General features: G+C 63.9%; 24 protein-coding genes. 7 read left to right on the top strand and 17 right to left on the bottom strand.

Annotated elements, in window-relative coordinates:
* Positions 1–7 precede the first annotated feature (7 nt).
* Together EN824_RS29160 and EN824_RS29155 are read left to right on the top strand one after the other, a co-directional pair.
* A complete protein-coding gene (locus EN824_RS29160) occupies positions 8–1,282 on the top strand; it encodes an FGGY-family carbohydrate kinase (RefSeq protein WP_135867577.1) in 1,275 nt (424 codons plus the stop codon).
* Positions 1,279–2,130 (top strand): TIGR01459 family HAD-type hydrolase, encoded by an 852-nt coding sequence (locus EN824_RS29155; protein ID WP_135932974.1) that lies wholly within the window; start codon positions 1,279–1,281, stop codon positions 2,128–2,130. The genes EN824_RS29160 and EN824_RS29155 overlap by 4 nt, the downstream gene beginning before the upstream one ends.
* Here EN824_RS29155 and EN824_RS29150 read toward each other — a convergent pair.
* Positions 2,117–3,157, bottom strand: a complete 1,041-nt coding sequence (locus tag EN824_RS29150; RefSeq protein WP_245521039.1) for a sugar-binding transcriptional regulator — start codon at positions 3,155–3,157, stop codon at positions 2,117–2,119. The two genes, EN824_RS29155 and EN824_RS29150, sit on opposite strands and share 14 nt — an antisense overlap.
* A 155-nt stretch (positions 3,158–3,312) precedes the next feature.
* On the opposite strand from EN824_RS29150, the gene EN824_RS29145 reads away from it, so the two are divergent.
* Positions 3,313–4,113: a hypothetical protein gene (locus EN824_RS29145; protein ID WP_127872184.1), complete on the top strand. Its 801-nt coding sequence runs from the start codon at positions 3,313–3,315 to the stop codon at positions 4,111–4,113.
* Positions 4,114–4,138: 25 nt separating this feature from the next.
* On the opposite strand, the gene ptsP is transcribed toward EN824_RS29145, so the two are convergent.
* The 5 genes from ptsP to EN824_RS29120 are packed head-to-tail and all read right to left on the bottom strand — an operon-like array spanning position 4,139 to position 8,851.
* On the bottom strand, positions 4,139–6,115 hold the full coding sequence (gene ptsP, locus EN824_RS29140; RefSeq protein WP_135867580.1) for a phosphoenolpyruvate--protein phosphotransferase: 1,977 nt from the start codon (positions 6,113–6,115) through the stop codon (positions 4,139–4,141).
* Between the two features lie 57 nt (positions 6,116–6,172).
* Positions 6,173–6,553 (bottom strand): PTS glucitol/sorbitol transporter subunit IIA, encoded by a 381-nt coding sequence (locus tag EN824_RS29135; RefSeq protein WP_135867581.1) that lies wholly within the window; start codon positions 6,551–6,553, stop codon positions 6,173–6,175.
* A 24-nt stretch (positions 6,554–6,577) separates the two neighbouring features.
* Positions 6,578–7,582 (bottom strand): PTS glucitol/sorbitol transporter subunit IIB, encoded by a 1,005-nt coding sequence (locus EN824_RS29130; RefSeq protein ID WP_135867582.1) that lies wholly within the window; start codon positions 7,580–7,582, stop codon positions 6,578–6,580.
* A 16-nt stretch (positions 7,583–7,598) separates the two neighbouring features.
* The gene (locus EN824_RS29125; protein WP_127279228.1) at positions 7,599–8,360 is read right to left on the bottom strand and encodes a PTS glucitol/sorbitol transporter subunit IIC; all 762 of its coding nucleotides are present in this window, start codon (positions 8,358–8,360) and stop codon (positions 7,599–7,601) included.
* Positions 8,361–8,413: 53 nt separating this feature from the next.
* Entirely contained in the window at positions 8,414–8,851 is a 438-nt protein-coding gene (locus EN824_RS29120) for a transcriptional regulator GutM (protein WP_015315467.1), read from the bottom strand.
* A 192-nt stretch (positions 8,852–9,043) separates the two neighbouring features.
* Here EN824_RS29120 and EN824_RS29115 point away from each other — a divergent pair, with 192 nt between their 5' ends.
* Positions 9,044–9,685 carry a hypothetical protein gene (locus EN824_RS29115; RefSeq protein WP_127279229.1) on the top strand — a complete coding sequence of 214 codons (642 nt, stop codon included), beginning with the start codon at positions 9,044–9,046 and terminating at the stop codon, positions 9,683–9,685.
* A 101-nt stretch (positions 9,686–9,786) separates the two neighbouring features.
* A complete protein-coding gene (locus EN824_RS29110; protein ID WP_127279230.1) occupies positions 9,787–10,461 on the top strand; it encodes an HAD family phosphatase in 675 nt (224 codons plus the stop codon).
* On the opposite strand, the gene EN824_RS29105 is transcribed toward EN824_RS29110, so the two are convergent.
* From EN824_RS29105 to EN824_RS29065, 9 genes are all read right to left on the bottom strand, one after another.
* Positions 10,462–11,511, bottom strand: coding sequence for a DUF930 domain-containing protein (locus EN824_RS29105; RefSeq protein ID WP_135932973.1), 1,050 nt, complete (start codon positions 11,509–11,511; stop codon positions 10,462–10,464).
* Positions 11,512–11,632: 121 nt separating this feature from the next.
* Positions 11,633–12,781: a DUF930 domain-containing protein gene (locus EN824_RS29100; protein WP_135867588.1), complete on the bottom strand. Its 1,149-nt coding sequence runs from the start codon at positions 12,779–12,781 to the stop codon at positions 11,633–11,635.
* A gap of 139 nt (positions 12,782–12,920) precedes the next feature.
* The gene (locus tag EN824_RS29095) at positions 12,921–14,000 is read right to left on the bottom strand and encodes an ABC transporter ATP-binding protein (protein WP_127279232.1); all 1,080 of its coding nucleotides are present in this window, start codon (positions 13,998–14,000) and stop codon (positions 12,921–12,923) included.
* Positions 13,988–15,691: an iron ABC transporter permease gene (locus tag EN824_RS29090; RefSeq protein ID WP_135867584.1), complete on the bottom strand. Its 1,704-nt coding sequence runs from the start codon at positions 15,689–15,691 to the stop codon at positions 13,988–13,990. Before EN824_RS29090 ends, EN824_RS29095 begins: the two co-directional genes overlap by 13 nt.
* Positions 15,692–15,783: 92 nt before the next feature.
* Complete coding sequence (locus tag EN824_RS29085) at positions 15,784–16,770, bottom strand: ABC transporter substrate-binding protein (protein WP_127872175.1); 987 nt, start codon at positions 16,768–16,770, stop codon at positions 15,784–15,786.
* A 269-nt stretch (positions 16,771–17,039) separates the two neighbouring features.
* On the bottom strand, positions 17,040–18,371 hold the full coding sequence (locus EN824_RS29080; protein WP_135932972.1) for a pyruvate dehydrogenase complex dihydrolipoamide acetyltransferase: 1,332 nt from the start codon (positions 18,369–18,371) through the stop codon (positions 17,040–17,042).
* 3 nt (positions 18,372–18,374) lie between these two features.
* Positions 18,375–19,373 carry an alpha-ketoacid dehydrogenase subunit beta gene (locus tag EN824_RS29075; protein ID WP_127279552.1) on the bottom strand — a complete coding sequence of 333 codons (999 nt, stop codon included), beginning with the start codon at positions 19,371–19,373 and terminating at the stop codon, positions 18,375–18,377.
* The gene (locus EN824_RS29070) at positions 19,373–20,401 is read right to left on the bottom strand and encodes a thiamine pyrophosphate-dependent dehydrogenase E1 component subunit alpha (protein WP_127279553.1); all 1,029 of its coding nucleotides are present in this window, start codon (positions 20,399–20,401) and stop codon (positions 19,373–19,375) included. The genes EN824_RS29075 and EN824_RS29070 overlap by 1 nt, the downstream gene beginning before the upstream one ends.
* Positions 20,402–20,403: 2 nt before the next feature.
* Complete coding sequence (locus tag EN824_RS29065; protein ID WP_127279554.1) at positions 20,404–21,732, bottom strand: NAD(P)H-dependent oxidoreductase; 1,329 nt, start codon at positions 21,730–21,732, stop codon at positions 20,404–20,406.
* Between the two features lie 302 nt (positions 21,733–22,034).
* On the opposite strand from EN824_RS29065, the gene EN824_RS36215 reads away from it, so the two are divergent.
* Complete coding sequence (locus tag EN824_RS36215; RefSeq protein ID WP_272483030.1) at positions 22,035–22,697, top strand: acyl carrier protein; 663 nt, start codon at positions 22,035–22,037, stop codon at positions 22,695–22,697.
* Between the two features lie 171 nt (positions 22,698–22,868).
* Entirely contained in the window at positions 22,869–23,768 is a 900-nt protein-coding gene (locus EN824_RS29055; protein ID WP_127279555.1) for a hypothetical protein, read from the top strand.
* Here EN824_RS29055 and EN824_RS29050 read toward each other — a convergent pair.
* Entirely contained in the window at positions 23,755–24,534 is a 780-nt protein-coding gene (locus tag EN824_RS29050) for a phosphodiesterase (RefSeq protein ID WP_135932971.1), read from the bottom strand. The two genes, EN824_RS29055 and EN824_RS29050, sit on opposite strands and share 14 nt — an antisense overlap.
* Before the next feature lie 66 nt (positions 24,535–24,600).
* Positions 24,601–25,389 (bottom strand): 3-hydroxybutyrate dehydrogenase, encoded by a 789-nt coding sequence (locus EN824_RS29045; RefSeq protein WP_127280246.1) that lies wholly within the window; start codon positions 25,387–25,389, stop codon positions 24,601–24,603.
* Positions 25,390–25,426: the final 37 nt, after the last annotated feature.

The raw sequence follows: 25,426 nt of genomic DNA, 5'->3' as shown, positions 1-25,426 counted from the left end.
GGGCGACATGACGCCACTTGTCGTCGGCATCGACATCGGCACCTCCGGCGCCCGCGCCGTCGCCATGCGTCAGGATTTTTCCATTGCCGGCCAGTCCGCTGTCCGGCTCGACAAATTCGGCCAGAACCCACGCGACCCCTCGGCATGGTGGCAGGCGGTCCAGGCGGCGCTGACGGAACTGATTTCGGGCGTCGACCGCGCCGCGATCCGCGCCATCGCCATCGACGGCACATCGGGCACCCTGCTGCCGGTCGACGCTGATGGGCGGCCTCTGGCCGAGCCGCTGATGTACAACGACAAGGTCGATGACGGCGACATCCTGGCCGCGATCGCCCGCGCGGCGCCGGAAGCGAGCGCCGCCCACGGGGCGACTTCAGGCCTGGCCAAGGCGCTCCGGTACCAGCATCTGCCCGGCATAGCGGCCGTGCTGCACCAGGCCGACTGGATCGCCGGCAACCTGTCCGGGGGCTTCGACGTCAGCGACGAGAACAATGCGCTCAAGACCGGTTACGACGTCGAGGCGCGCCGCTGGCCGGATTGGATCGCAGCCACCGGCATGCGCATGGATTTGCTGCCTGATGTCGTCGAGCCGGGCGACGTCATCGGTACGCTCACCGCGGCCGCCGCCGCGCTTTTCGGCCTGCCGCGCGATGTGGTCGTGGTTGCCGGCACCACGGACGGCTGTGCCTCGTTCCTGGCGACAGGCGCCACGGCGGCCGGCGACGGCGTCACGGCGCTGGGGTCCTCGCTGACCATCAAGATCCTGTCCGACCGGCCGATCTCTGCGCCGCGCTTTGGCATCTACAGCCATCGTCTTGGCGACACCTGGCTGGCTGGCGGCGCCTCGAATTCCGGCGGCAAGGTGCTGGCGCAGCATTTTCCGCTCACGCGGATCATCGAACTCAGCGCGATGATCGATCCCACAACCGAGACCGGCCTCGACTACTATCCGCTTGGGACGGCGGGCGAGCGGTTCCCGATCGCCGATCCGGCCTTGCCGCCGCGTCTCACCCCACGGCCTGCTGACGATGCAGATTACCTCAAGGCGATGTTCGAGGGCATGGCGGCCATCGAAGCGCTTGGCTACGGCAGGCTGGCCGAACTCGGCGCGCCGGCCCTGACCTCCATTCGCAGCGTCGGCGGCGGCGCCGCCAACCCGGTATGGAGCGCGATCCGGCAGCGCAAGCTCGGCGTCGCGTTCCTGCCGGCATTGTCGGACGAGGCCGCCGCCGGTACGGCACGGCTGGCGCTGAAAGGCGCCAGCGAGGCAGGGCTTCTATGAATATGAAAAAGGTCGAACGTCTCGACGGCATCGGGCCGCTGGCGCAACGCTATCAGGTCCTCCTGCTCGACCAGTTCGGCGTGCTGCATGACGGCCAAGCTCCGTATCCCGGTGCGGCGGAGGCATTGTCCACGCTGAAGCGCGCCGGCAAGACCGTGGTGCTGATCTCCAATTCCGGCAAGCGCGCCCGGCCCAACGAGGATCGCCTGCTGAAGCTCGGCTTCGAGGTCGGCAGCTGGGACCATTTTGTGTCTTCCGGCGAGGTAGCGTGGCGACGTTTCCATGACATGGCGGCGGCAGGAGTGTTGCGGTCCGGCACGAAATGCCTGTTGATCAGCCGCGACGGCGACCGCAGCGCGATCGACGGCCTGCCCTTCGCGCTGACAGAGGCCGGCGAGGACGCCGAACTGGTGCTGATCTCGGCCAGTGAGGGGGACCGCCACGACCTCGACCATTATCGCCGGCTGCTGGGCCCGGCAGCGGCGCGGCAAGTGCCGTGCTTCTGTACCAATCCCGATAGGATCATGCTGACGGCGGTCGGACCGCGCTTCGGCGCCGGCGAGATCGCCGATCTCTACGAGAACCTGGGCGGCGGCGTTACCCGCATCGGCAAGCCCTATCCGGCGATCTTCGATGCCGCACTTGCACTGGCAGGCGAGCCGGACCGCCACAGCGTGGTCTGCGTCGGCGACAGCGTCGAACACGATATTGCAGGCGGCAATGGTGTCGGCATCGCCACCGCGTTGGTATTGGGTGGGATCCTGGCCGGCGCGCCTGACCTCGCCGCTGTTTTCGGCGAGCACAAGGCCTGGCCGGACTACATCACGGGATCGTTCAGCTTTCGCTGACCGCATTCAGCATACGTCTTGCGCTTTCCTCGTCGGTGATCAGGATTGTCGGCGCAATCAGATTCATGGCGCCGAGCAGCGCGTCGGTCTTCTCCGCGCCGCCGGAGGTCAGAATGCGGATCGGCGCCTTGCGCAGCCGGTCGACATCCACCGACATCACATGGTTGTTGACGGGATGGTCGACCAGATCGCCATTGCGGTCGTAGAAATGGAACAGAAGGTCGCCGACGGCGCCGCGCGCCAGCAGCGCCTCGCGGTCCGCTTCCCTGAGGAAGCCGCCGCGCGAGAAGGTGGTGGCCGAAGCGATGCCGCCGACACTCAGCAGAACGGCATCGAGCGCGTCGGCCATCTCAAAAACCTCCTGCAGGCCGCAGCGCTCGACCAGCGCGATCTTGGTCTCGACGCTGTCGACGACGGCCGGCGTCGGCATCAGATAGCCATCGCCCTGGAAAATCTGGGCGAAGCGCCACGCGAACTCGGCCGGGTTGACCCGGCGCGCGACGCCGACGCCACCAAGCAGCGAAATCACCTTGAAATCGGTCAGCGATTTGGCGCTGATGAACGGCAAGGTGTGGAACAGCGTATTGCCCCAGCCGACGCCGACCTGCATGCCGGATTTCATCGCGTCGGACAGGAACATGCCGGTCTTGGCGGCGATCGCCGGGATCGGATCGGCATTGGCCGCGGTCAACGGCGCCACCAGCGCCTGCTGCAGCCCGAAGGTCCTTTCGAGCGCGCGCTCCAGCCGCACGATCTCCAGAAGCTCGCTCTCGATGGTGATCTTGACCTCGTTGCGCGACCGCGCCTCCGCCAGCATGCGCACGATGGTGACGCGGCCGACGCCAAGCACATCGGCGATCTCGTTCTGCGTCATCTGCTCGACGAAATACATCCAGGCGGCGCGGATCCTGAGGCGGTCCGTTCGGCTCTCGCTGATGACCGGCTCGGTCGCTTCGGCTCCTGCCCGCCTTTCGGTGGCCCCCCTTTCCTCGACCCCCTTTTCCTCGATTTGTCGTCCCCTGGCCAAATCATCCCTCCCCCGCGGCGGCGGACGCGCGCCGTCGCCGATTCTGCGTGCTGGTCTAGTATCGCCTATTGATCTACCAATCGATAGGAACAATGTAGAGTCGGTGGCCGCCCTACTGCAGCTGGCCCCGCACGGCACATTCGAGGCAAACCGCGATGCTCCGACAAATCTCCGAAGACGTCCGCGTCAACCTCAAGGACCGGCTGCGGGAAGTCCGCGACATCATCCGCCAGAGCCGTCATGACGGCAGCGGCGACGCCAGCGCCCTGCGCGAAGCCACCAGCCATCTTCCGCCGTTTCCGGGCAAAGGCATCGAAGGCCTGCTCAGCCATGCCGCGAGCGCCGTCGACGAAGCGCTGTCGATCGCCGAATCCTTCGTCCCGCATGAACGCCCGATAAGCGTCGATGGAACGACCGTCAAAGGTCTCGGCACCTATTTTCCGGCCGGGGACGAAGACCAGCAATTGAACGCCGAGCGCCTGTTCCGGCGCGACATGTACTATCTGAGCAAGGCCGTGCTTGCCGGGCTGAAGATCGAGAATGCCCGTATCCATGAAGCCGGTTTTGCCGCCGTCCACGCGGCCATGCGCAAGCGCCATGGCGATCTGTTGGCCGCGCTGGCCGCGCCGGGTGCCGGACTGCAGGCAATCGCGGCCACCTGCGCGGCGCTTTTGATCGAATTGCTCAACCAGCGCCCGGTCCGCTTTGGCGAAGCCGCGCCGGAATCGAATGCTGCTGGCGGCCGGGCGCTCGATATAAGCTGCCTGGCGCCGGTCGTCCTGGCTTGCGGCCTGGCGACAACCGGCCGCGACGGCGCGCCGGAGCCAGACATGCTGGAGATCGCGATGCTGGCCGCCGATATACGTCATGAGCGCATTGTCCAGGCCTGCGCCAAGGCGAGCCCGGTCGATGAACTGACACCTGTCTTCGCCACCTTGCTTGCGCACTTGCCGTAAGCTCCAGCAGCAGCGGTCGCAGGAACTACTCCCCGGCCGCCATCGCCGTGATCGTCTTCTTGGCGCGCTGGATCGAGGCCGGGCTCATCGACAGCTCGGTCAGGCCCATCTTCAGGAAGGCCGGAATGAGATCCGGCCGACCTGCCGCCTCGCCGCACATGCCCACCATGATGCCGGCGGCGACCCCGGCCCTGGCCGTCAGTTCGATCGCCGACATCACGGCCGGATTGGTGACGTCGTTAAGCTTCGCAACGGTCGGGTTGAGCCTGTCGGCGGCCATGATGTACTGGGTGAGATCATTGGTGCCGATCGAGAAGAAAGCCACCTCCCTGGCCAGTGCCGGTGCGATCAGCACCGCGGCCGGGGTTTCGATCATCACGCCGAGATCGAACGTGGCGTGCGGCACGCCTTCGGCCTTGAGTTCGGCGGCGCATTCATCGACCAGTGCGCGGCTGCGCGTCACTTCGGAAATATCCGACACCATCGGCAGCATCACCTTGATGTTGCCGTGTACGGCGGCCCTCAGCAGCGCCCTCAGCTGGCGCTTGAAGATATCGGGCCGGTCGAGGCACATGCGGATGCCGCGCCAGCCGAGGAAGGGATTTTCCTCGTCGGGAAACTCGATGCCGGCGATCGGCTTGTCGCCGCCGATGTCGAGCGTGCGCACGATGACCGGATAGGGGGCGAAGGCTTTGGCCAGCGCCGCATAGGTCTCGGCCTGCATGTCTTCCGACGGCAGGTGCATATGGCGCATGAACAGAAGCTCGGTCCGGAACAGGCCGACACCCATGGCGCCGGCTTCCTGCGCAGCCTCGATCTCCTCCAGCGAGCCGATATTGGCCGCGACCTCGATAGTCCTGCCGTCCGCCAGCTTCGGCGTCACCGTCTTGAACGCGGTCAGGCCGGCACGCTCCTTGGCCGCCGCTTCGACGCGGCCGGCGAAATCGGCGCGTGTGGCCGCATCGGGGTCGATGATCACCTGGCCGCTGTTGCCGTCGAGCGCCACCTCTTGCGCCGTGCGCAAGGCATTGATCTTGTCGCCGAGGCCCAGCACCGCCGGAATGCCGTGCGAGCGGGCGATGATGGCGATGTGCGAGGTGGCGCCGCCATGGCCGCACACCACGCCGCCGATGCGTTTCAGCGGCGCGCGCGCCAGATCCCAGGCGCCGATATCATCGGCGATCAGGATCGCACCCTGCGGGATATTTTCGAGGCTGACGTCGTCTTGGCCCAGCAGCACCAGGCAGATCTGCCGTCCGACCGCTTGGACATCGTCGGCCCGCGCATTGAGGTAATGATCGTCGACGGCGCTGAAATCGGCGGCGATGGTGGAAGCGGCGGTGATCGTGGCCGACACCGCGTCATTGCCGCCCTTGATCGCCTTCTCGGCCTCGCCGGTCAGGCTGTCATCGGCGGCGATATCCCTGAGCGCCGCGACGATGCCCCGGTCACCGGCCGACAGACTGTCCTGCGCCAGCGCCCGGTCCATGCGCGCCTGGACGGCGGCGACGGCGGCGCGGAACCTGTCGATTTCGCCGGCGATTTCTTCTGCCTGCAGCATGCGGCCCTGTCCCGCGATATCAGGCGGGAAATGCGCGAAGGCGGGTCCGATGGCGACGCCTTCGCTTGCGGCGACACCGCGCAAACCATTCGCCTCGCCTGATACCGCCGGCGCGGATTGGGGCGCGGGCGCCGCTTCCTTGCCTGCGTCATTCGCCGGAGCGTGGGTGTCTTCGTCGTCGAGGCCGGCCGTTGGGTTCTCGAGATAGCCGATCAACGCCTCGATCGCCTCGATGGCATCGGCGCCGTTCGCCCGCACGGTGACTTCCTGGTTTTCCTTGACCGCCAGCAGCATCAGCTTGACCGAGCTCTTGGCGCTGACCGCCTTGCCGTCCTTGACCAGTTCGACATCGGATTCGAAGCCCTTCGCGAGCTTCACGAAGCGTGTGGCGGGGCGGGCGTGCAAACCTTCATGCACTCTGACGATGGTCGAGCGTTCCATGGCAAATACTCTGCTTTTTTGGGCGCCAAAGCCAGACTGGACGGGGCGCGAATGCTTTCAGGCGGCGATGGTGATGATCGCGTCTGTTTTCAGGGCGGCCACGAGGGCTTGGCGATCGATCTGCGATGCGCAGATCTCGCCCGGCCTTTCGGCCTCGGTGGCCCCGTTGAACGAGATGACGACGTGGCCCATCTCGAGGACCTTGCTCCAGGCGCTGGAGCCGACGGCGGTTATGACGGCGGTAACCGGACCAAGGGTGATCGACGCGCCCTTTTGAGGCGCGCCGTCACTGGGTCCGAGCTCCGCCTTGTGGAGCACCGAGACCTCGGCAAGCTCCGGCGGCGAGCCATCCGCGAACAGGATGACCACGCCCCCTTCGGCAAGGTCCGCCACTTCGGGTCCTATCGCCGTGACCCGTGTCTTGAGAAAAACCGACATATGGCGAACCTCGTTATCAGGTGTTTAGAACACGATCAGGGAGACGACCCAGGCGATCAGCACCGAGACCGGACCCATGATCTGGCGGCTGATGAGCACCGCAGGCACGCCGATTTCGATGGTTTTCGGCTTGGCTTCGCCGAGCGCCAGGCCGACCGGGACGAAGTCGCAGCCCACCTGGGTGTTGTAGGCAAACAGCGCCGGCAGCGCCATTGCCGGCGAAATCGTGCCGTTGGCGATCTGCGGGCCGATGATGGCCACGCCGATGACCTGCGCGATGACGGCGCCTGGTCCCAGGATGGGCGACAGGAACGGCAGTCCGCAGATTGCCGAGATGATCAGCAGGCCGACGATGTTGTTGGCCAGCGGTCCCATCGGCTGCGCCAGCACGTCGCCGATGCCGGTGTACAGGATCAGGCCGATCAGCATGGTCACGAAGGCCATGAACGGCAGCACGTTGCGAACCACCTGGTCGATCGTGCGGCGGCCGGCATTGAAGAAGATGCCGACCACACGGCCCATGACGCGGCCGATCGAGCTGATCAGGCCGATAAGCCCGCCTTCGCTCGGCAGCGGCTGTGGCGCGGCGGCTGAAGTGCTGTTGTTTGAACTCATCGGCGCTGCTCCCCCCGCAGTGGTGACCGCTTCGGATCCGTCCGCCATTGCGACGTTGGCCGGCTTCACGCCCGAAACGTAGATATCCTCTGTGATGAACTGGGCGAGCGGCCCAGCCTGTCCGACCGGCGTCAGATTGACGGTCGGGATGCGCTTGCGCGGATAGACGCCGCAGCGTGCGGTGCCGCCGCAGTCGACGACGACGACCGCCATCTCTCCTTCGATCGGCGGCGCCTTGAAGCCGTCGACGGCCGTGGCGCCGGTCATGTCGGCGATAAGTTGGGCGACAGGATGGATGCCGCCGCCGGTGACGGAGACGATCTTGTCGCGCTGGGCGGTCGGCTCGATGACGAGCGGGCCGCCCCAGCCTGTGTTACCCCGGGAGATCTTTACGGCTTTGAATGTCTTGTCCATGATGTCCTCCCCGCCCTTACAGCTCGACGCCCTGACGGCGTGCCATGATGGCGGTGATGCGCTCGGTCAGCATGCCCTTGAGCAGAATGACGACCAGGCCGACGATGGCGTACCAGATCGCCACCTTGACGTGGTAACCGGCGACGACGGCGCCCTTCTTTTCCAGCTCCAGCAGCGCGACCAGAATGCCGCCCCAGACGAAATATTCGCCGGGGTTGATGTGCGGGAACAGGCCGAGCGGCGGATGCACGTAGGAGACCGCCGCGTCATAGAAGGCGGGTTTGTGCTTCTCTTCCAGAAACGATCCGAACGTATAGGCCATCGGATTGGTGAGGAAGAACACAGCCAGCAGCGGCAGCAGCGTGTAGCGCGTCAGCGCGATCCTGCCGGCACCGCGCGCCAGGCCATGCACGCGCTCTTCGCCGACCAGTTCGGTGACGGCATAGAAGGCGGTCATAAGCACCACAAGCGTCGGGATGATACCGGTGACGAAGCCGGCGAACACTTCGCCGCCCTTCTGGAAGATGCCGATGAAGTACTTGCCGATGGCGGTCAGCCAGCCGAGCTGCTCTTCCTGCTGGACGTCCTTCAGCTTTTCCTTGAATTGATCGACGGTAATCGGCCCGCTGTCGGCCTGCGCCAGGACAACGAGATGGTCGGAAGCATGCTCGACGGCGAGCTTACCATGCAAAGCAGCATCCGAAACCATGGCACCCGCGACATGCAGATTGTGCACGGCCATGTCGGCATGCTGCGCCAACAACGAAAATACAGACATTTCTCCTCCTTATGCCGGCCCGCCGGGTGGTCCCAGTCGGCGCACGGCCTCCTCTATGCCCTTGCTACGTTCAAGCCGGCCAGGCCCGGCTTCTTCCCCGGCTCCGACCGTGCTTTGTCGATCTGTTCGATCGCCCGCTTCACGGCCTCGGCCACACCGGGTTCCCCCTCCCCCATGATCGCAGGGTTGGACCGGAGTCGATCGAGGGGAACACCCTCGAATTCTTCATGTCGTTTGAATTTGGTGAACACGGAACGGCCGCTCATCACCATCATCCGGCGCACGATCAGGTCAGGCGTCACCACGACCAGCGCGATGGTCCCCTTGGCAAATCGGCCGCGAAAATTGCCTGCGCCGACGAAGCCGTCCTTGTATTGGTCAGTGACGCCCCGGAAGACATCCGAATAGTGCCGCATCTGCAGCCAGACGCCGAGCGACTGCAACGCCCACACAATAACCAGCAGAAGCAGTCCCCACTGCCAAATCGCCATTCGGTTCTCCTCCCGAAGCCTCAGTCGAGGCGCACCTTGGACCGGCACGCAACAACAGCAAAGTGAGAACATTTGTTTCCGCGAATGTCAATATGTATGATATTGACCTCGACCTCGGTCATCCACAGGGCCGTCGGCCGATTTCGGCGGCGGCACGGCTGTGCTAGCCTGTCGTGAAACGGGATGCATACAATGGAACTGCCCTTCAGGGACGAATTGGCCCTCATGCCCGACCTGCGCCACCGGCTGCGGCAGTTGCGCTGGTTCCGCGCCACCTTTCGTGGCAGCGCCAAGGTGGTCTCGGACACTTTCGGCGTACGCTTCGAAATCGACGAGGCGAAGCTGACGCGGGCTTTTCTCGACTGGGTCGAGGTCATGGAAGCGCAGAAGCGGTTTGCCGCGATCGACCGGGCCGACTTCATCGTCTTTGCCGCCGGCCTTGTGTTGCGCGAACTGATAAAACAGGCGCCGGCCAGGGAGATCTCCGGTCTTACCCAGCTCGTCGAAACGGATCAGAATGCCGGCACGCTGGACATCATCCGCTTCTGGCCGGAAGGCTTTCTCTACACCAACTACTGCGTCTCGGTGATTTCGGCCATCTACGAGCAGGAGTTCGGCTCGGCGCCCAGTATCGACAAATGCGCCGACGACCTGCGCACCTGGTGGTCCTATCGCGAGAACGTCACCGAAATCCCGGCCTATGCCGTGGCGTTCCTCGACCGCTTCCTGGGCGCGGAGCCAAACTGGATCACGCCCGACCGCGCGCAGTCGCGGCAGGCCATGCAACGGGCACTGAGGTCCTCCCGCGCCAGCGACGTGTTGCGCCAGCTTTGAGCATCGCCGGTTTTCGCATGTCCCCAAAAAACACCGCGCTATTGAACATCTGACTTTTTGCCGATAGCGATGTGCGAAATTTGAGTTGAGGAGACAAGCGCGTGGCGCGAGCAAGGCCCATCATCTTCGATTGCGACGGCGTTCTCGTCGACAGCGAGCCCCTGGCCGCCAGGGCCTACGAGCGCGTCTATGAAAAGCATGGCATGCCGGGCGTTCACGGCGGCATCATCGCGCAGTGCGTCGGCATGAAACAGGCCGACATCATCGTCAGGATCAAGGAATTGACCGGCCATCAGTTTCCCGCGGCCGCCGACAGCGATATCTGGGCCGAGACCAAGATCCTGTTTTCGCAGGAATTGAAGCCGACACCGGGAATCGCCGCATTCCTGGAGACGCTCGACGGCGACCGCTGCGTTGCCTCGTCGTCCTCCGTCGAACGCATCAACCACAGCCTGGCCATCACCGGGCTGGCGCGGTTCTTCGGCGATGCGATCTACAGCTCTTCGATGGTCAAGAACGGCAAGCCCGCGCCTGATATTTTCCTGTTCGCCGCGGCGGCGATGGGCGCCAGTCCGGCCGACTGCGTCGTCATCGAGGATTCGCCTTTCGGCATCCAGGGCGCGGTTGCCGCCGGCATGACGGCGGTCGGCTATACAGGTGGCGGACATACTTATGCGGAGCATGCCGCACGGCTGATGGCCGCCGGTGCCGATTTCGTCTGCGCCGACTGGAGTGAAGTGAGCCGGCAATTGTCGGGGCTCGGTGTACCGGCGTAGCTAGTAAAGCCTAAGGCGGGCCCATTGGTCGCGCGGGATCACTGGCCCCACACGGAAATTAAAGGACAGGACCCTCGTCGCATTGGTGTCGACCTCGCACCGGAAGCCCAGATGATACCAGGCAGTTGTGGTGCGGAAGGCTACATCCGAGCCGTCAACAACATTGCCCGCTCTAAGTGGGACACTTGGGATCAGGTCGGGAAAGTAAGAGGCGTCCAGCAATTGCTGCTGCAACACACTGGCACAAAGTTTGGCTCCCCGCTGACTGCGCGGCAAACCACCCATCGAGGTCGTGGCCAACGCATCGTCAGTGGCACCCTGCGAGTAGAGTTTGCGAACGCCCGGAAGGCCCGAGTCGCGCTGCGATGCGGACTTCGAGACCTTGGGTTTCGGCGCATTTGCTGGTTTGGGCTTTGGCGCTTCGGCTGATGTGGGAAGCTCGACGTCGCCATCGGCAGCCAACGGCGTTGATAGCGCGCCCTGTTGCTTGGCGGCTTCGAGCCCCGCCTGCTTTTCTGCCTCCGGGTTGGCTGCCTGTTGTTTATCCACGTCCTCGGTTGAAGCTGCCTGCTTCTGCGCGTCCTTGGCTGGATCGGAGTCTGGTGGTGTGGCAGGCTGGTTTTCCGCCGGCTTCGGTTCGACCGGCGGCTTCGAAGGCTCATTCTTGGCCGGGAATGGCGAGCTGTCTTGAGCGCTGGTCCCATCCAGGGATTTCCTCGGGCCGGTATCCTTGTCGCCGAACTGAAAAACGGGCTTCAGGACCTCCACTGGCGGGGGCTTCTGCGCCTGCTTTTCCGACGGAGGCTGTTTCTCAACCTTCTGCTCAGGCGGTTTTTCTACCTTTGGTTCCGGTGGAGGCGGAACAGGTTTCGGCTTTGGCTGATCGGGCGGAGGCACGAGCGCGACATTGACCGGCTGCTCCTCCCGCAGCTGTTGGGGAGGGATTGGCAGCCCATATATCAGGATCGCCGCGATGAGCACGTGCAGGATCAGCGATGCGGGCACGCCCCACAACAGATTCCGACGCCGTTCTCGTGCCTCGTCCTTCATCACCTTCGATGTGGAATGAAATCGCGGCGGCTTCAAGCACGGGCACTGGATTGGCGCTATTTAACCGCCGACAGCTTGGCGACCTGGATGACCGGCGATTGCCCCGGCTCGGCGTGCCGGCCTAATTTAGCGGATACTTAGTGAATCCACGGCTGGCCCATTCGCCGGGCGGGATCAATGACCCAACACGGAAGTTGAAAGACAGGACCCTCGTCGCATCAGCGTCGACCTCGCACCGGAAGTTCAGACTGTACCATTGGGTTCTGGTGCTGAAGGCGGCATGCGGAGGGTTAAGGACGTTGCCCAGCTTCAGCGGAATGGTTGGCACCCATTTGGGCGAATAATCAGCACTTTGCAATTCCTGGTCCAGAACGTTGCCGCAAAGGTTGGCAACGCGCTGATCGCGCGGCACGTTGTCCATGGAGCTTGTGGCCAGCGCATTGCCGGTTGCGCCTTGCGAGTAAAGCTTTCTGACGCCCGGAAGGCCGGAGTAGATCGGCGATCCCGCAGCCTCGGTGTTGGTGGGATTTGACCTTCCCGCCTTCCCGCCTGGGGCTTTGAAGGCTGTTGCGGATTTGAACTTCATCGGCTTTGCGGGTTTAGGCTTTGCCTTTTCTTCCGAGGATGGAGGCGCCGGCTTGTCGGCGGCCTCGGCAGCCAATGGCTTTGGCGCCACGACCGCTTGCTTTTCGCCGGCTTGCGGCGTCGCCTGCTGTTTGTCGGTGTCTTCAGTCTCCTCCTTTTTCTCGCTTTGCGCGGGTTTTTCGTCCGGCACGTCGGTTGCCGGCTTCTCGTCGGCCTTGTTGGAGGCTGCCTGTTGCTCGGGATTTGCAGGCGCGGCGGATTGGGTCGGCGCGGGTTTCGGTTCGACTGGCGGCTTCGCGGCCTCATCCTTGGCCGGCAGCGGTGCATTGGCTTGAGCGCTGCCGCCGTCGAGAGATTTCTCAGGCCCCGTATCCTTTTCGCCATATTGAAAAACGCGCTTCAGAACCGGAATGTTCACCGGCTTGGGCGGCTGCTCGGGCGGTTTTTGAACCTTGGGTTCCGGCGGCTTTTCGACTTTGGGCTGCTTTGGCGGTGGGGGAACAGGTTTCGGCTTCGGCTGATCGGGCGGAGGCACGATCGCGACATTGACCGGCTGTTCCTCTCGCGGCTGTTGGGGACGTGGGGGCACGCCATACACCAGGAGCGCCGCGACAAGCACGTGCAGGATCAGTGATGCGGGGATACCCCACAACATATTCCGACGCCGTTCTCGTGCCTCGTTCATCCTGACCGATGTGGAATGAAATAGCGGCGGCTTCAAGCATAGGGATCGGATTGGCGCAATTTGGTCGCTGACAGCTTGGTGATCAGGATGATCACGCGCGGGCCTGCGTTACGAGTCGCGACTCACCCCGCCGAGCAAGTCATGCGGCGGCTCCCGCGGCAGGGATCAGCCAGCCGGATCTTATGCGCAGCCGGACCTGCGCACCGTTCTCCAGCACGACCGGATCGGGCTGCTCGAAACGCAAGGTCAGGTCGGGACCGGCAGCAGGCGTAAATTCTATGCGCGCGGCACCTCCCTGGTAGATCGCCCGCTTGACGAGACCGTCGAAGCCCGAGGCATCGGCGGAAAGCTCGATATCAGCGGATCGGCAGCATATCCTGGCGCCGGCGCGTGGCCGCTCGCCAGGCCGACAGCGGACCACCAGTTCGGTTCCGAGAACCCTGACCTTGCAACGGCCGCCGTCTTCGCTCGTCATCACATCCGCTGGCAGCAGGATGCCTTGCGAGATGAAGGAGGCCACCATCTCATTTGCCGGCTCATGATAGAGTTCGCGCGGCGTCGCAAGCTGCGCCAGGCGTCCGTGGTCCATCACCGCGATACGGTCGGCCAGCGCCATCGCCTCGGCCTGGTCGTGGGTGATGTAGACGATGGTCGTGCCCGTGCGCTTGTGAAAGGCGGCGAACTCGTCCTCCATCGAGGCTCTCAGATGCACGTCGAGATTGGCGAGCGGCTCGTCGAACAGCACCAGCGACGGCGCGGCGACAAGGCAACGCGCCAACGCCACGCGCTGGCGCTGACCGCCGGAGAGATTGGCCGGCCTGCGCTCGCCAAGGCCCTGCAGATTGACCAGCGCGAGCGCGTCTTCCACTTTTTGACGCGCGACGGCCTTGTCGAGCTTGGCCACCTTCAGCGAATAGCCGATATTCTCGGCGACGCTCATGTGCGGCCACAGCGCATAGTTCTGGAAGACGATGCCGACACGCCGCTTTTCCGGCGCGACGCTGCCGCCCTTGCCCGACACGACCTCGCCGCCGATGCGGATTTCGCCCGAAGTCACTTTCTCGAAACCGGCGACCAGCCGCAGCAACGTCGTCTTGCCACAGCCGGAAGGTCCGAGCACCGCCAGAAACTGGCCGTCAGCGACATCGATCGAGACATCCTTCACGGCATCGAAATCGGTGAAGCTCTTGGTCACATGGTCCAGCGTCAGTCGCGCCATGGCAGAACTCCGCTCGGAAGATGAGGGGCAAGCAGGTTGGTCACCAGCATCAGCGCGAAGGTGACCGCGACCGTGATGACGGACATCGCCGCCGCGTAGTTGGAATCACCGCCCTGCTCGAAGGAAAACATCACCACGCCGATCGTTTCGGCCCCCGATGACCACAGCAGCGCCGAGACGGTGAGTTCGCTGAGCGCCGTCATGAAGATCAGGAGGCCGCCGGCGATCGCCGCCGGTGCGACGAGCGGAAAGATGATGGTGCGCATACGCGTGAACAGGCCGGCGCCCGCCACCTGTGCGGCCTCCTCCAGCGCCCGGTCGATCTGATGATAGCCGCTGATGGTCGGCCGCAGCGCCAGCACCAGGAAGCGGGCGAGATAAGCGTAGAGGATAATCCAGACGGTGTTGTAGAGCTGGATGCCGGTCAGCGGGATCGGCCTGAGAAACAACAGCAGCGAGGCGATCGCCAGCACCACGCCGGGCAAGGCATAGGGCAGTTCGACCGACAGGTTGAGCAGCCGCACCCAGCGCTGCTTGCCCCAGGCGATGAGATAGCCGACCGGCACGGCAACGATAACCGCGAAGAAAGCAGCCACGATCGACAGCCAGAAACTGTTGAAGAAGGCGCGATTGGCGGCATCATGCTCGAACAGCACGAAACGGTAATTGTCGAGCGTCGCCGTTTTGGCGGTGAGCGCGATGCCGTAGCCCGGCACCAGCGAGGTCAGCACCAGCCCGAACAGCGGCAGGACCAGCACCAGCAGGATGAGCAGCCACATGCCGGCCTGGACGACCGGCCGCCAGCGGCCGAGCTCATAAGGTTCGGACGGCAGCGATGTCGAGGAAATACGGTAGTCGCGGCGACGGCTCATCCCCTCCTGGGCGAGGATGCCGGCCATGGCGATGATGCCGATCAGCACCGACAGAAACGCGGTCTCGCCGAGCACCGCCGGACCGCCGCCGGCCAGCTTCTGATAGATGAGCGTCGGCAGCACGAGATAGTTGGCGGGAATGCCGAGAAACGCCGGAATGCCGAAATTGCCGACACAGGAGACGAAGGCAAGTGCGGCCGCCGCCATGATCGACGGCGTCATCAAGGGCAGCACGATGGTGACCAGTACGGTGAACCAGTTCGCGCCGCCGGCGCGCGCCGCCTCGACCAGTTCGCGCGGCAGCTTGCGCAGGCCGGCACGCACCAGCAGGAAGACCAGCGGGCCGTATTGGACGCCAAGCAGCAGGATGATGCCCGAGGTCGAATAGAGCAGGTTCTTCGTGCCGAGCGGCGGCGCTGCCCCGAACAGTTTTAGGAACGGGCTCGCCGGGCCGAACAGTTGCAGCCAGGCCAGCGCCGTCACCTGCGGCGCGATCAGCAGCGGCATGACGTAGCAGAGCACCAGGGCGCTTCGGCCACGTATGTCGGTCAGCGAGACCAGCACGGCCACCAGCGTGCCCGACAGCACAGCCAGAAGAGTGCCGCCAATGCCGACGACCAGCGTGTGCCAGGTCGCGATCCAGGTTGCCGGGCTTCTCAGCCCGGCCTCCACGGCCACGGTCGTCAAGACGCCGCCGGGTGCCGCGATCTCCTTGACGAGGCGCAGCATGGGCAGCAGCGAAAGCAGCACAATGACGACGGCAACCGCCGCCGTCAGGGCCATTTCCTGGCCCCGGCTTTCCCTGATTCGTGCCGACATGATTGGTTTCCTGGGATCGGTCGATCGATTCGATCACGTTTCGCCGGAACTGGCGAGATGCCGTGGAAACGGCATCTCGCCTGACTGTCGGCTCAGCCGCCGAACAGTTCCGAGAACTTTGCCTTGTCGGCGTCAGTCTTGGCAACAATGGCCTTGGTGTCGAACGGCATCACCTTGATTTTGACGCCTTCCGGCAGCCAGTCGGGACGGCCGACCGAGGCGCGCGCCGGCAGATAGCCCATCGACAGCGCCAGCTTCTGGCCTTCATCGGACAAAATGAAGTCGACGAATTTTTTCGCGCCATCGACGTTCTTGGCGGTCTTCATGATGGCGACCGGCTCGGTCACGGCAGGCACGCCTTCGCTGGGGAAAACGAACTCGACCGGCGAGCCCTTCTTCTTGGCGTTCATCGCCATGAAGTCGACGAGGATGCCATAGGGCTTCTCGCCCGATGCCACCGACTTCAGCACCGCGCCATTGCCGCGCACGCTGACGGTGCTGTTGGTCTTCAGCTTCCGGAAGAAATCCCAGCCATAGTTAGCGTCGCCGACAAAGCCCGAAAGCAGGTAGGCGGCAGCGCCCGAATAGAGCGGGCTCGGCATGACCAGGCCGTCGGCATAGGCCGGCTTGGCAAGGTCTGCCCAATGCTCCGGCTTTTGCGCGGCCGCGGTGTTGTAGACGATGCCGGTGGTGATCAGCTTGCTGCCGAAATAGGTCTTGTCGGCGTCATAGGCATCCGCATCGATACCGTCGAGCTTGGCCCCGGGATAGGCCATCAACCGGTCATCCTTCTTCAGCAACTCCATCGAGACCGCGTCGGCGATCAGGAGCACGTCGGGCTGCGGGCTGCCCGCGGCGAATTCGGCCGCCATCTTGGTCAGGATGTCGCTGGTTCCCGAGCGATAGATGGTAACGTCGATGCCGGGCTGCGCCTTCTTGAAGGCATCCACGGTCTTGGCCGCGTCCGCCTCGGGTTGGGATGTGTAGAGCGTCAGCGTTTCGGCATTTGCCACGCCGGCAAACAAAGTTGCGGCGAGCGCCAGCTGGCTGGCCAGCAGCTTGATGAATAGCGTCTTCATGAGACCTCCTGATCCTGTCTGTGCATGAGCGGACCGGCATCCTGGCCGGTTTCCATATTCTCCCTGCACGGCCCATATGACTGGTGGATGACACTGAGTGTCAGCGCCCGGATCAGATCGCATTCATCAGGAAAGAGAGGCTGTCTGGCAGCCTCGAGTGGGGCCGGGAAGGCCCCGGGCACAGCGCAACGAATGGAGCGGGAGGCGGGCTCCTGCTGTCAACCCGCTTTCCGCTGCCGGCATACTCCGAAGGCAGCGCGGAAAACCGTTCAGACCAGCATGCCCATCGGGTTCTCGATCAACTTCTTGAAGGCGACCAAGAGTTCGGCCCCCAGCGCTCCGTCAACCGCACGATGGTCGGTCGACAGCGTCACCGACATCACGGTGGCGATCTTGATCTCGTCGTTCTTGACCACCGCGCGCTCCTCGCCGGCGCCGACCGCCAGGATCGTCGCGTGCGGCGGGTTGATGACGGCGGCAAAGTCCTTGATGCCGAACATGCCGAGGTTGGACACCGCCGTGGTGCCGCCCTGGTACTCTTCCGGCTTCAGCTTGCGGCTGCGGGCACGGCTGGCCAAGTCCTTCATCTCGTTGGAGATGACCGACAGCGTCTTTTCATCGGCGTGGCGGATGATCGGCGTGATCAGGCCGCCGGGGATCGACACGGCGACGCCGACATCGGCATGCTTGTGCTTGACCATGGCGCTCTCGGTCCACGAGGCATTGGCATCCGGCACCGCCTTCAGCGCCATGGCCATCGCCTTGATCACCATGTCGTTGACCGACAGCTTGTAGGCGGGCGCCTCACCCTTGTCGGTCTTCTTCACCGGTGCCGCCGCATTGAGCTGCGTGCGCAGCGAAAGCAGCGCGTCGAGCTCGCAGTCGAGCGTCAGGTAGAAATGCGGGATGCTGGTCTTGGCCTCGACCAGGCGCCGCGCGATGGTCTTGCGCATATTGTCGTGCGGGACGAGTTCATAAGAGCCTTGCTCGAACAGCTTCAGCACCTGATCGTCCGACATCGCCTTTACTGCCGGCGCAGATGCGGCAGGAGCTTCGGGAGCGACCGCCGGAGCCTCCCTGGCGCCGCCCTTCGCAATCGCCGCATCGATGTCCGCCTTGACCACACGGCCATGCGGGCCGGTGCCTGATATGGCTGAAAGGGTGAGACCCGCCTCGCGCGCCAAGCGGCGAGCCAACGGTGTCGCGCGTGCGCCCGACGGCGATTGGCCGATCTCCCCCCTTGTGGGGGAGATGCCCGGCAGGGCGGAGGGGGGCGCCTCGCTCCCGGCAGTTGAAAGGACATCGTGCTTCGTCGCGAGGGGGGAGACTGGCGCCGCGTCCTGCTTGGTCCCATAAGCCTCGCCGTCGGCATAGATCCAGGCGACCGGCGCGCCGACCGGAATATCGAAGCCTTCCTTGCCGGTCACGTCGCGAAGCACGCCACTGGCAGGCGCATCGATCTCCATCGCGGCCTTGTCGGTCTCGATCTCGAACAGCACGTCGCCCTTCTTGACCTGAGCGCCTTCCTCGGCGAACCAGCGCGAAATCTGTCCGGTCGCCATGTCCATGTCGACCTTGGGAAGAATGACTTCGGTCGGCATGTCTCAGCGAACCCCTTTCACGAGGTCGCGCGCGGCGATGATGATGTCGGGAACCTGCGGCACCGTGGCCTTTTCCAGCTCCGGATTGTAGGGGATCGGCGTTTCCGCGCCGCCCAGTCGCACGATCGGCGCATCGAGATAATCGAACGCCTCGCTCTCGGCGATCATGGCGCTGACCTCGGCGCCGATGCCCAGCGTCTTGACGGCTTCGTAGACGCACATCAGCCGCGACGTCTTCTTGACGCTGTCGATGACGGTCTGCTTGTCCATCGGCCGGATGGTCCGGAGGTCGACGACTTCGACGTCGATGCCTTCGGCCTCCAGCGTGGCGGCGGCGTCAAGCGCCTTCTGCACCATGATCGAGGTGGCGACGATGGTGAGGTCGCGGCCCTCGCGGCGGATGTCGGCCTTGCCGATCGGCACGGTGTAATAGCCTTCCGGCACCGGCCCCTTCATCTTGTAGAGCAGCTTGTGCTCGAAGATCATGACCGGATCGGGATCGGCGACAGCAGCCAGAAGCATGCCCTTGGCATCATAGGGTGTCGCCGGCTGGATGACCTTCAGTCCCGGCACATGGCCGAGCCAGGCTTCCAGGCTCTGGCTGTGCTGCGCGGCGGCCCCCGTGCCGGAGCCGGCAGGGAAGCGCATGACGACAGGCACTGAAACCTCGCCGCCCAGCATGAAGCGCATCTTGGCGGCCTGGTTGACGATCTGCTCCATGGCGAGCGTGGCGAAATCCGAAAACTGGAATTCGAAGATCGGCCGCATGCCGGTGACGGCAGCGCCGACTGCGACGCCAGCACCACCCAGTTCCGAGATTGGCGTGTCCAGCACCCGGTCCGCGCCGTAACGATCGACCAGGTCGCCAGTGACCTGGAAGGCGCCGCCATAGACGCCGATATCCTCGCCCATCAGGAAGACGCGCTCGTCCATGTCCATGGCGATCGCCATAGCTTCCTGGATCGCCTGGGCGTAGCTCAGTTCACGCACCATCGCGTCCATCACGCCTGCTCCGTATACACGTAATTTCCGGTCTCGCTGACGTCGGGCGAGGGGCTCGCCTTGGCGAACTCGATGCCGTCGGCGATCTCTTGCGCCACCGCGTCGCGGATGGCTTCGATGCCCTTGTCGTCGATGAAACCGAATTCCCGCAACTCGTTCTCGAACAGCGTGATCGGGTCGCGGTTCGACATCCAGTCCTCGATCTCTTCCTTGGTGCGGTAGCGGTTGCGGTCGCTCTTGGAGTGACCGCGATGGCGGTAGGTCTTGGACTCGATCAGCGTCGGCCCCTCGCCCGCGCGTGCCCGCTCGACCGCCTTGTACGAAGCCTCGGCGACCTCGGAGAAGATGTTGCCGTTGACGATGACGCCAGGCATCGAATAGGCGGCGGCACGGTCGGCGATGTTCTTGACCGCGGTCGACCGGGCCGTCGATGTCGACATGCCGTAGCCATTGTTCTCGCAGACGAAAATGACAGGCAGCTTCCAGACCGCCGCCATGTTGAGCGCCTCGTGGAAGGCGCCCTCATTGTTGGCGCCGTCGCCGAAGAAGGAGACGACCACCTTGCCGGTCTTCATCATCTTGGAGGACAGCGCGGCGCCAACCGCGATCGGAATGCCGCCGCCGACAATGCCGTTGGCGCCGAGATTGCCCTTGGCGACATCGGCGATGTGCATCGAACCGCCGCGGCCCTTGCAGTAGCCCGTGGTCTTGCCGAAGAACTCGGCGAACATGCGCTTCACTTCCGCGCCCTTGGCGATGCAATGGCCATGGCCTCGATGCGTCGAGGTGATCTGGTCATCCTCGCCAAGCGGCATGCAGATGCCCATGGCGCTGGCCTCCTGGCCGATCGATAGATGCATGGTGCCGTGGATGAGGCCGCGCGTGTAGCTTTCCTCCGCGCCCTCTTCAAAGCGGCGGATGAGGTACATCTTGTAGAGCACCTGCTTCAACTGCTCGGCGCTGTACTGGCGATAGACGAAAGGCAGGTTGGCGCGGCTGTCCGCGACGGCTTTGCTGGCTCCGGCCATGATCACGCCTCCACGGTTCCGTAGACGAGCTTGTCCTGGCGGGCGCGCAGTTCGGCGATCTTGGAGCCCGGAGCCGGGGTGGCATTGGCGTAGGTGATCAACTCACCCTTCTTGATCGGCGCCGTCACCGAACCGCCCTGCAGCAGGCCGCAGGGAATGGCCCTGACGGCATGCGCTTCCGGCGCCGTCATGATCCAGGCGCGATAGCAATATTCGCCGATCGCATCGAGCTTCTCGCCCGGCTGCATGTCCTTCTTGGCAACCGCGGCCACTTCGGCCACCGGCTTGGCCAGCGGCACCATGTCGGCCTTGCCGTAGAGCACGACGCGGGCGCAGGTCAGAGGCACTTCGAGCGAAGTCAGGTGATAGGGGCGGTGGAAGGTGAAGTACGGGCCCTTGCCCATCTTCAGGTCTTCCATGCGCTCCGAGATGCGCGGGTGGGACATGTCGGCGACGACGAAGACGCCCGGCGCGACGCCCTTGCCGATCGAATAGTCGACGACGCCGACCCTGGACAGCACGCCGCCATCCTTCTGCGGCACCAGGACCTTGTTCAACTCGCCAAGCGTCGCCGCAGGGCCATGCATGCCAGCCTTGTCCGGCACCAGTCCGGTGGCATTGGCGATCGCCGCCATCTCGACCATGGTCTTCGAGCCGTCGACGAACTCGACCAGCATGCGCACGTTCATGTGCCGGCGCCTGGCCTCTTCCTCATAGGCGGGCGGCGTGGCGTCGATGTTGAGCGGATTGTTCTTGCCCTTGCCGGCGGCGACGATCGGATGGCCCATCGCCGAGACGAATTCGATCAGCTCCATGCAGGAGGACGGCTCGTCGCCGGCGCCCAGCGAATAGGTGACGCCGAGCCGGTCGGCTTCGCTCTTCAGATAGGCGCCGATTGTGACGTCGGCCTCGACATTCATCATCACCAGATGCTTGCCATGCTCCATGGCGCGCAAACCGATCTCGGCGCCGACGGCGGGAACGCCGGTGGCATCGATGACGACGTCGATAAGATCATTGTTGATGACCAGGCTGGCGTCATTGGTGACCGCCACCTTGCCGGCTTCCATGGCAGCCGTCATCGCCGAAGCGTTCGACACTTCGCGCGCATGGCCGGTTTCCTGGAAGGCAATGTCCACCGCCTTGCTGGCGGCAGGCAGGTTCAGCTCGGAGATCGCCCCGATCTCGATGCCCGACATGTGGGCGACACGGGTGACGATGTCGGTTCCCATCTCGCCCGACCCGATCAGGCCGATGCGGATCGGCTTGCCCGATTTGCCGCGTTCCTCGAGATCGCGAGCAAGGCCCGTCAACGAAACATTGGAAGCCATACCGCTCATTCCTCCCATAATGCAGGCTTGTTCAATTGCCTGACGGGTATTGAACATCTGTATTTCTGTCAAGACTAATGTCCAAAATCTGCGTGTTTTTGCAGCACTTTCACAATGCGTCCAGCACAGCAGAAAAAGCCGGTGGAGAGCCGGCAAAACGCGTAATTCCACATTGCCGTGACGAGACTGCACGCAATGGCGGCGCGCGTGCGTCCCGTCCCATGGCGCACAGGATACTTGTTAGGAGCCGTTACCCTGCGTAAAAGCGTTGGCAGTGAACATGCATCGGTTAGGGGCTTCCGATGAACGTGCAACAACGGGTTGGACCTGTGGCAGTGCCAGGCGATGGCCCGGCCCATGCGATTGCCGGCATCTTCGCCACGGAGTTGGGCGTACCGGCAGTCGGCTTCGACGACAATTTCTTCGATCTCGGCGGCGATTCGCTGATGGCGGAGACTTTGGTGCTTGCCGTGCAGAAGCGGTTCGGCGTCAAATTGCAGACCTCGGTCCTGCTCGAAGCCCAGACACCGCGCGAATTCGGCCGCTTGATCGCGTCGCTGGTACCGGAGCATCCGGCCCGCGAACTGATCGTGCCGGTGTCCGGCAGCGTCGGCCAGGAGCCGATCGCGATGATCCACGGCATCACCGGCTCGGCCTTGTTCGCCAATCGCTTCAGCAGGCGTCTGAAAGACAAATACGCGTCCGGCACGACGGGCGATCCAGAGGCCTACACGCAGTCGCATGAGGCGCTCGCCAGGCGCATCGCGGCGCGCCGCGGGGTGGTGGAGGGAACCGCCAAGCGATTCCTGACGCCGATGGCCCTGTCATACTCGGCAATGCGCCACCAGGTCCTGGGCTATCTGCTTTACGGCGCAATACTTGCAGCAATGAAGGGAATGGCGCGCAATGCGCGAAAGATCGCAACAAACATATCAACCCCGTGCAGAACCCGGATGGCGTTTTAGCGCTACGATGTCGCGATTGATAGCGGCCGCGACCAGATCAGGTTGAAATACAGCATGCGTGTACGGACCAGCCGGTGGTCGCGAATTCTCGCGGTTCAAGACCAGGGTTGTGGGAAGATGGGCTTCGTCTTATGAGCAGGCATCCGATTTTGGAGCAATGGCGAAGTTTGCATGAGCTGGAAGCCGGCCAAGGGCCTTGTTGATCTGCTGAACCACAACTGGCCTGTCAGAAAGGTCAAGGCTTTTCGCAACGCATTGATTGAGCGTGATTTTCGCGCGCGCGGCATTCCCGAAGGCCTGAAATTCGCCGAGGAGTTGCGGCAAACCGGCTCCCAGCGCTTCTGCTTTGTCATTGCCTTCAATACGCCCTGGGTCATCGATGCGCTCACCCGCGCCTGGCATTTGTATTCCTCGGGAATGACGCTGGTCGTCGTTGACAATTCATCCGATCGATCAGCCAGGGTGCGTATTGCGGACATCTGCCGGGAGCGAAAAGTCACTTATTTCGGTTTGCCTCGGAATCGGGAAGGCCATCCCAACCGGTCGCACGGGATTTCCATGAACTGGATCTTCCACAACGTCGTTCGGCCATTGCGGCCGGAGCTTTTCGGATTTCTGGATCACGACTGCTTTCCGATCGCCCGCGTGGACATTCCCGCAATGATGGAGGGAAAAGTCGTCTACGGCTCAAAGCGCCCAGCGCAAGCGGACCCTGAAGCCTGGTTCATGTGGGCTGGGTTCTGCTTCTTCCGCTTCAGCGCCGTGCAAGGACTGGACCTGGACTTCACACCGCGTTTTGTCAGCGGAATGGACACCGGCGGCGGAAACTGGACGCTGCTGTATCGCGGGCTTGCTGAGAACGATGTTTCGGATGCACAGAAGACGGCAGCCGATCTCGACTATGGTGGGGTAGAGGCGGACCATCGCATGCTGGGCGGCGCTTTTTTTCACATCGGCGGCGCCTCGCACAGAAAACTGGTCATGACCCGGGAGTACCGGCGGCTGATCTCGGACCATGTGTGGGAGACCCACCTCGGCGGCGGCGAAAGCCGCCTCGTCAAGGACCCTTGACCGGCTCGGGCTGGCCGGCCCCAAAATCGTGGAAATGTACCACCACCCCATCCGCATCGATGAAGATGACAGCATAGGCTGGCGGCTCATGGCCCAGCCGCCAGCTGTCCGAAAAATCCAGTGCGCTCTGGTGGTTGGTGCTGCACAGCGTGCTGACTGGTATGCCGCGCCAGCTGCCGGCGATCAGCCTGTGAACATGGCCGGCGAAGATGTGGCCGACATTGCTGTGGCGCCGGAGAATGTCATGCAAGGCATCGGCGTCGGCGAGCCTGACCTCGTCAAGCACCGGCATGTGGATCCGGAACGGCGGGTGGTGCATGAAGAGGAAAGCCGGCCGGTCGCGCGCTTCCTGCAGCTTCTCGTCGAGCCAGTCGAGACGGGCCGCGCACAGCCTGCCCTCGACATGTCCGGCGTCCAGCGTGTCGAGCAGGATCAGGCGGCCATCGCTGCCATCGAAGACGCTCTGGACGAACCCGCGCCCGGCCGGCGCTTCCGGGAACATCTCGAGAAAAAGCGCCCTGTCGTCGTGGTTGCCGAGCATCAGCCGGCAACGCGGCACGAACCCCGCCAGCGCCTGCCTCAACGCCGCATAGGCGGCGCGCTCGCCATCATTGGTCAGGTCGCCTGACATCACCACCAGATCGGCATCGGCATGGTTCCTGCCGATATCGGCCAGGCAAGCCTCCAGCCGGGCGAGCGGATCGGAGCCATGAAGACGGCCACCCGGCGCCATCAGATGCGGATCGGAGAGCTGGATGATTTTCATGGGCTCGCGCACTGCCTTCCTGCCGCCGCCTGGCGTCGGCCTGAAGCCGGTATGTTTCGACCAGCTCTACTGCGCCGTCCAGCCACCGTCCATCGGTAACGTAGTGCCGGTGATCTGCTTGGCCGCATCCGAACACAGGAACAATGCCAGTGCCGCAAGCTCTTCCACGGTGACGAATTCCTTGGTCGGTTGCGCGGCCAGCAGCACGTCGTGCTTGACCTGCTCCTCGGTCATGCCGCGCGCCTTCATCGTGTCGGGGATCTGCTTTTCGACCAGCGGCGTCCAGACATAGCCGGGCGCGATCGCGTTCACGGTGATGCCGTTCTGGGCGACTTCCAGAGCCACCGTCTTGGTCAGGCCCGATATACCATGCTTGGCCGAAACATAGGCCGACTTGAACGGCGAGGCGACCAGTGCGTGCGCCGAGGCCGTGTTGATGATGCGGCCCCATTTGCGGCTTTTCATGCCCGGCACCACCGCCTTGATGGCGTAGAAGGCGGCAAGCAGGTTGATGCGGATGATGGCTTCCCACTTGTCGTCGGGGAACTCCTCGATCGGCGCCACATGCTGGATGCCGGCATTGTTGACCAGGATGTCGAGGCTGCCGAACGCCTCTTCCGCGTCGTGGATCATGGCGGTGACCGCGGCGCCATCCATCATGTTGGCGTCGGAATAGCGGCACCTGACGCCGAAATCCTTCTCGATGCCGACTCGCTCCTGCTCGATGGCAGCGGCGTCGCCAAGGCCATTGATGGTGACGTTGGCACCCTCGGCGGCAAAGGCGCGGGCGATCGCGAGGCCGATGCCGCTGGTCGAGCCGGTGACAAGCGCATTCTTCGAAGACAGGGAACCCATGGGGAGATCTCGCAAGAGGTGGGAGGGAGTGGTGTTG

The sequence above is a fragment of the Mesorhizobium sp. M8A.F.Ca.ET.181.01.1.1 genome (assembly GCF_004792025.1).
Taxonomy (GTDB): Bacteria; Pseudomonadota; Alphaproteobacteria; order Rhizobiales; family Rhizobiaceae; genus Mesorhizobium.
Note: the sequence above shows the minus strand (reverse complement) of the source record. Positions and strands in the feature narration are given on the sequence as shown.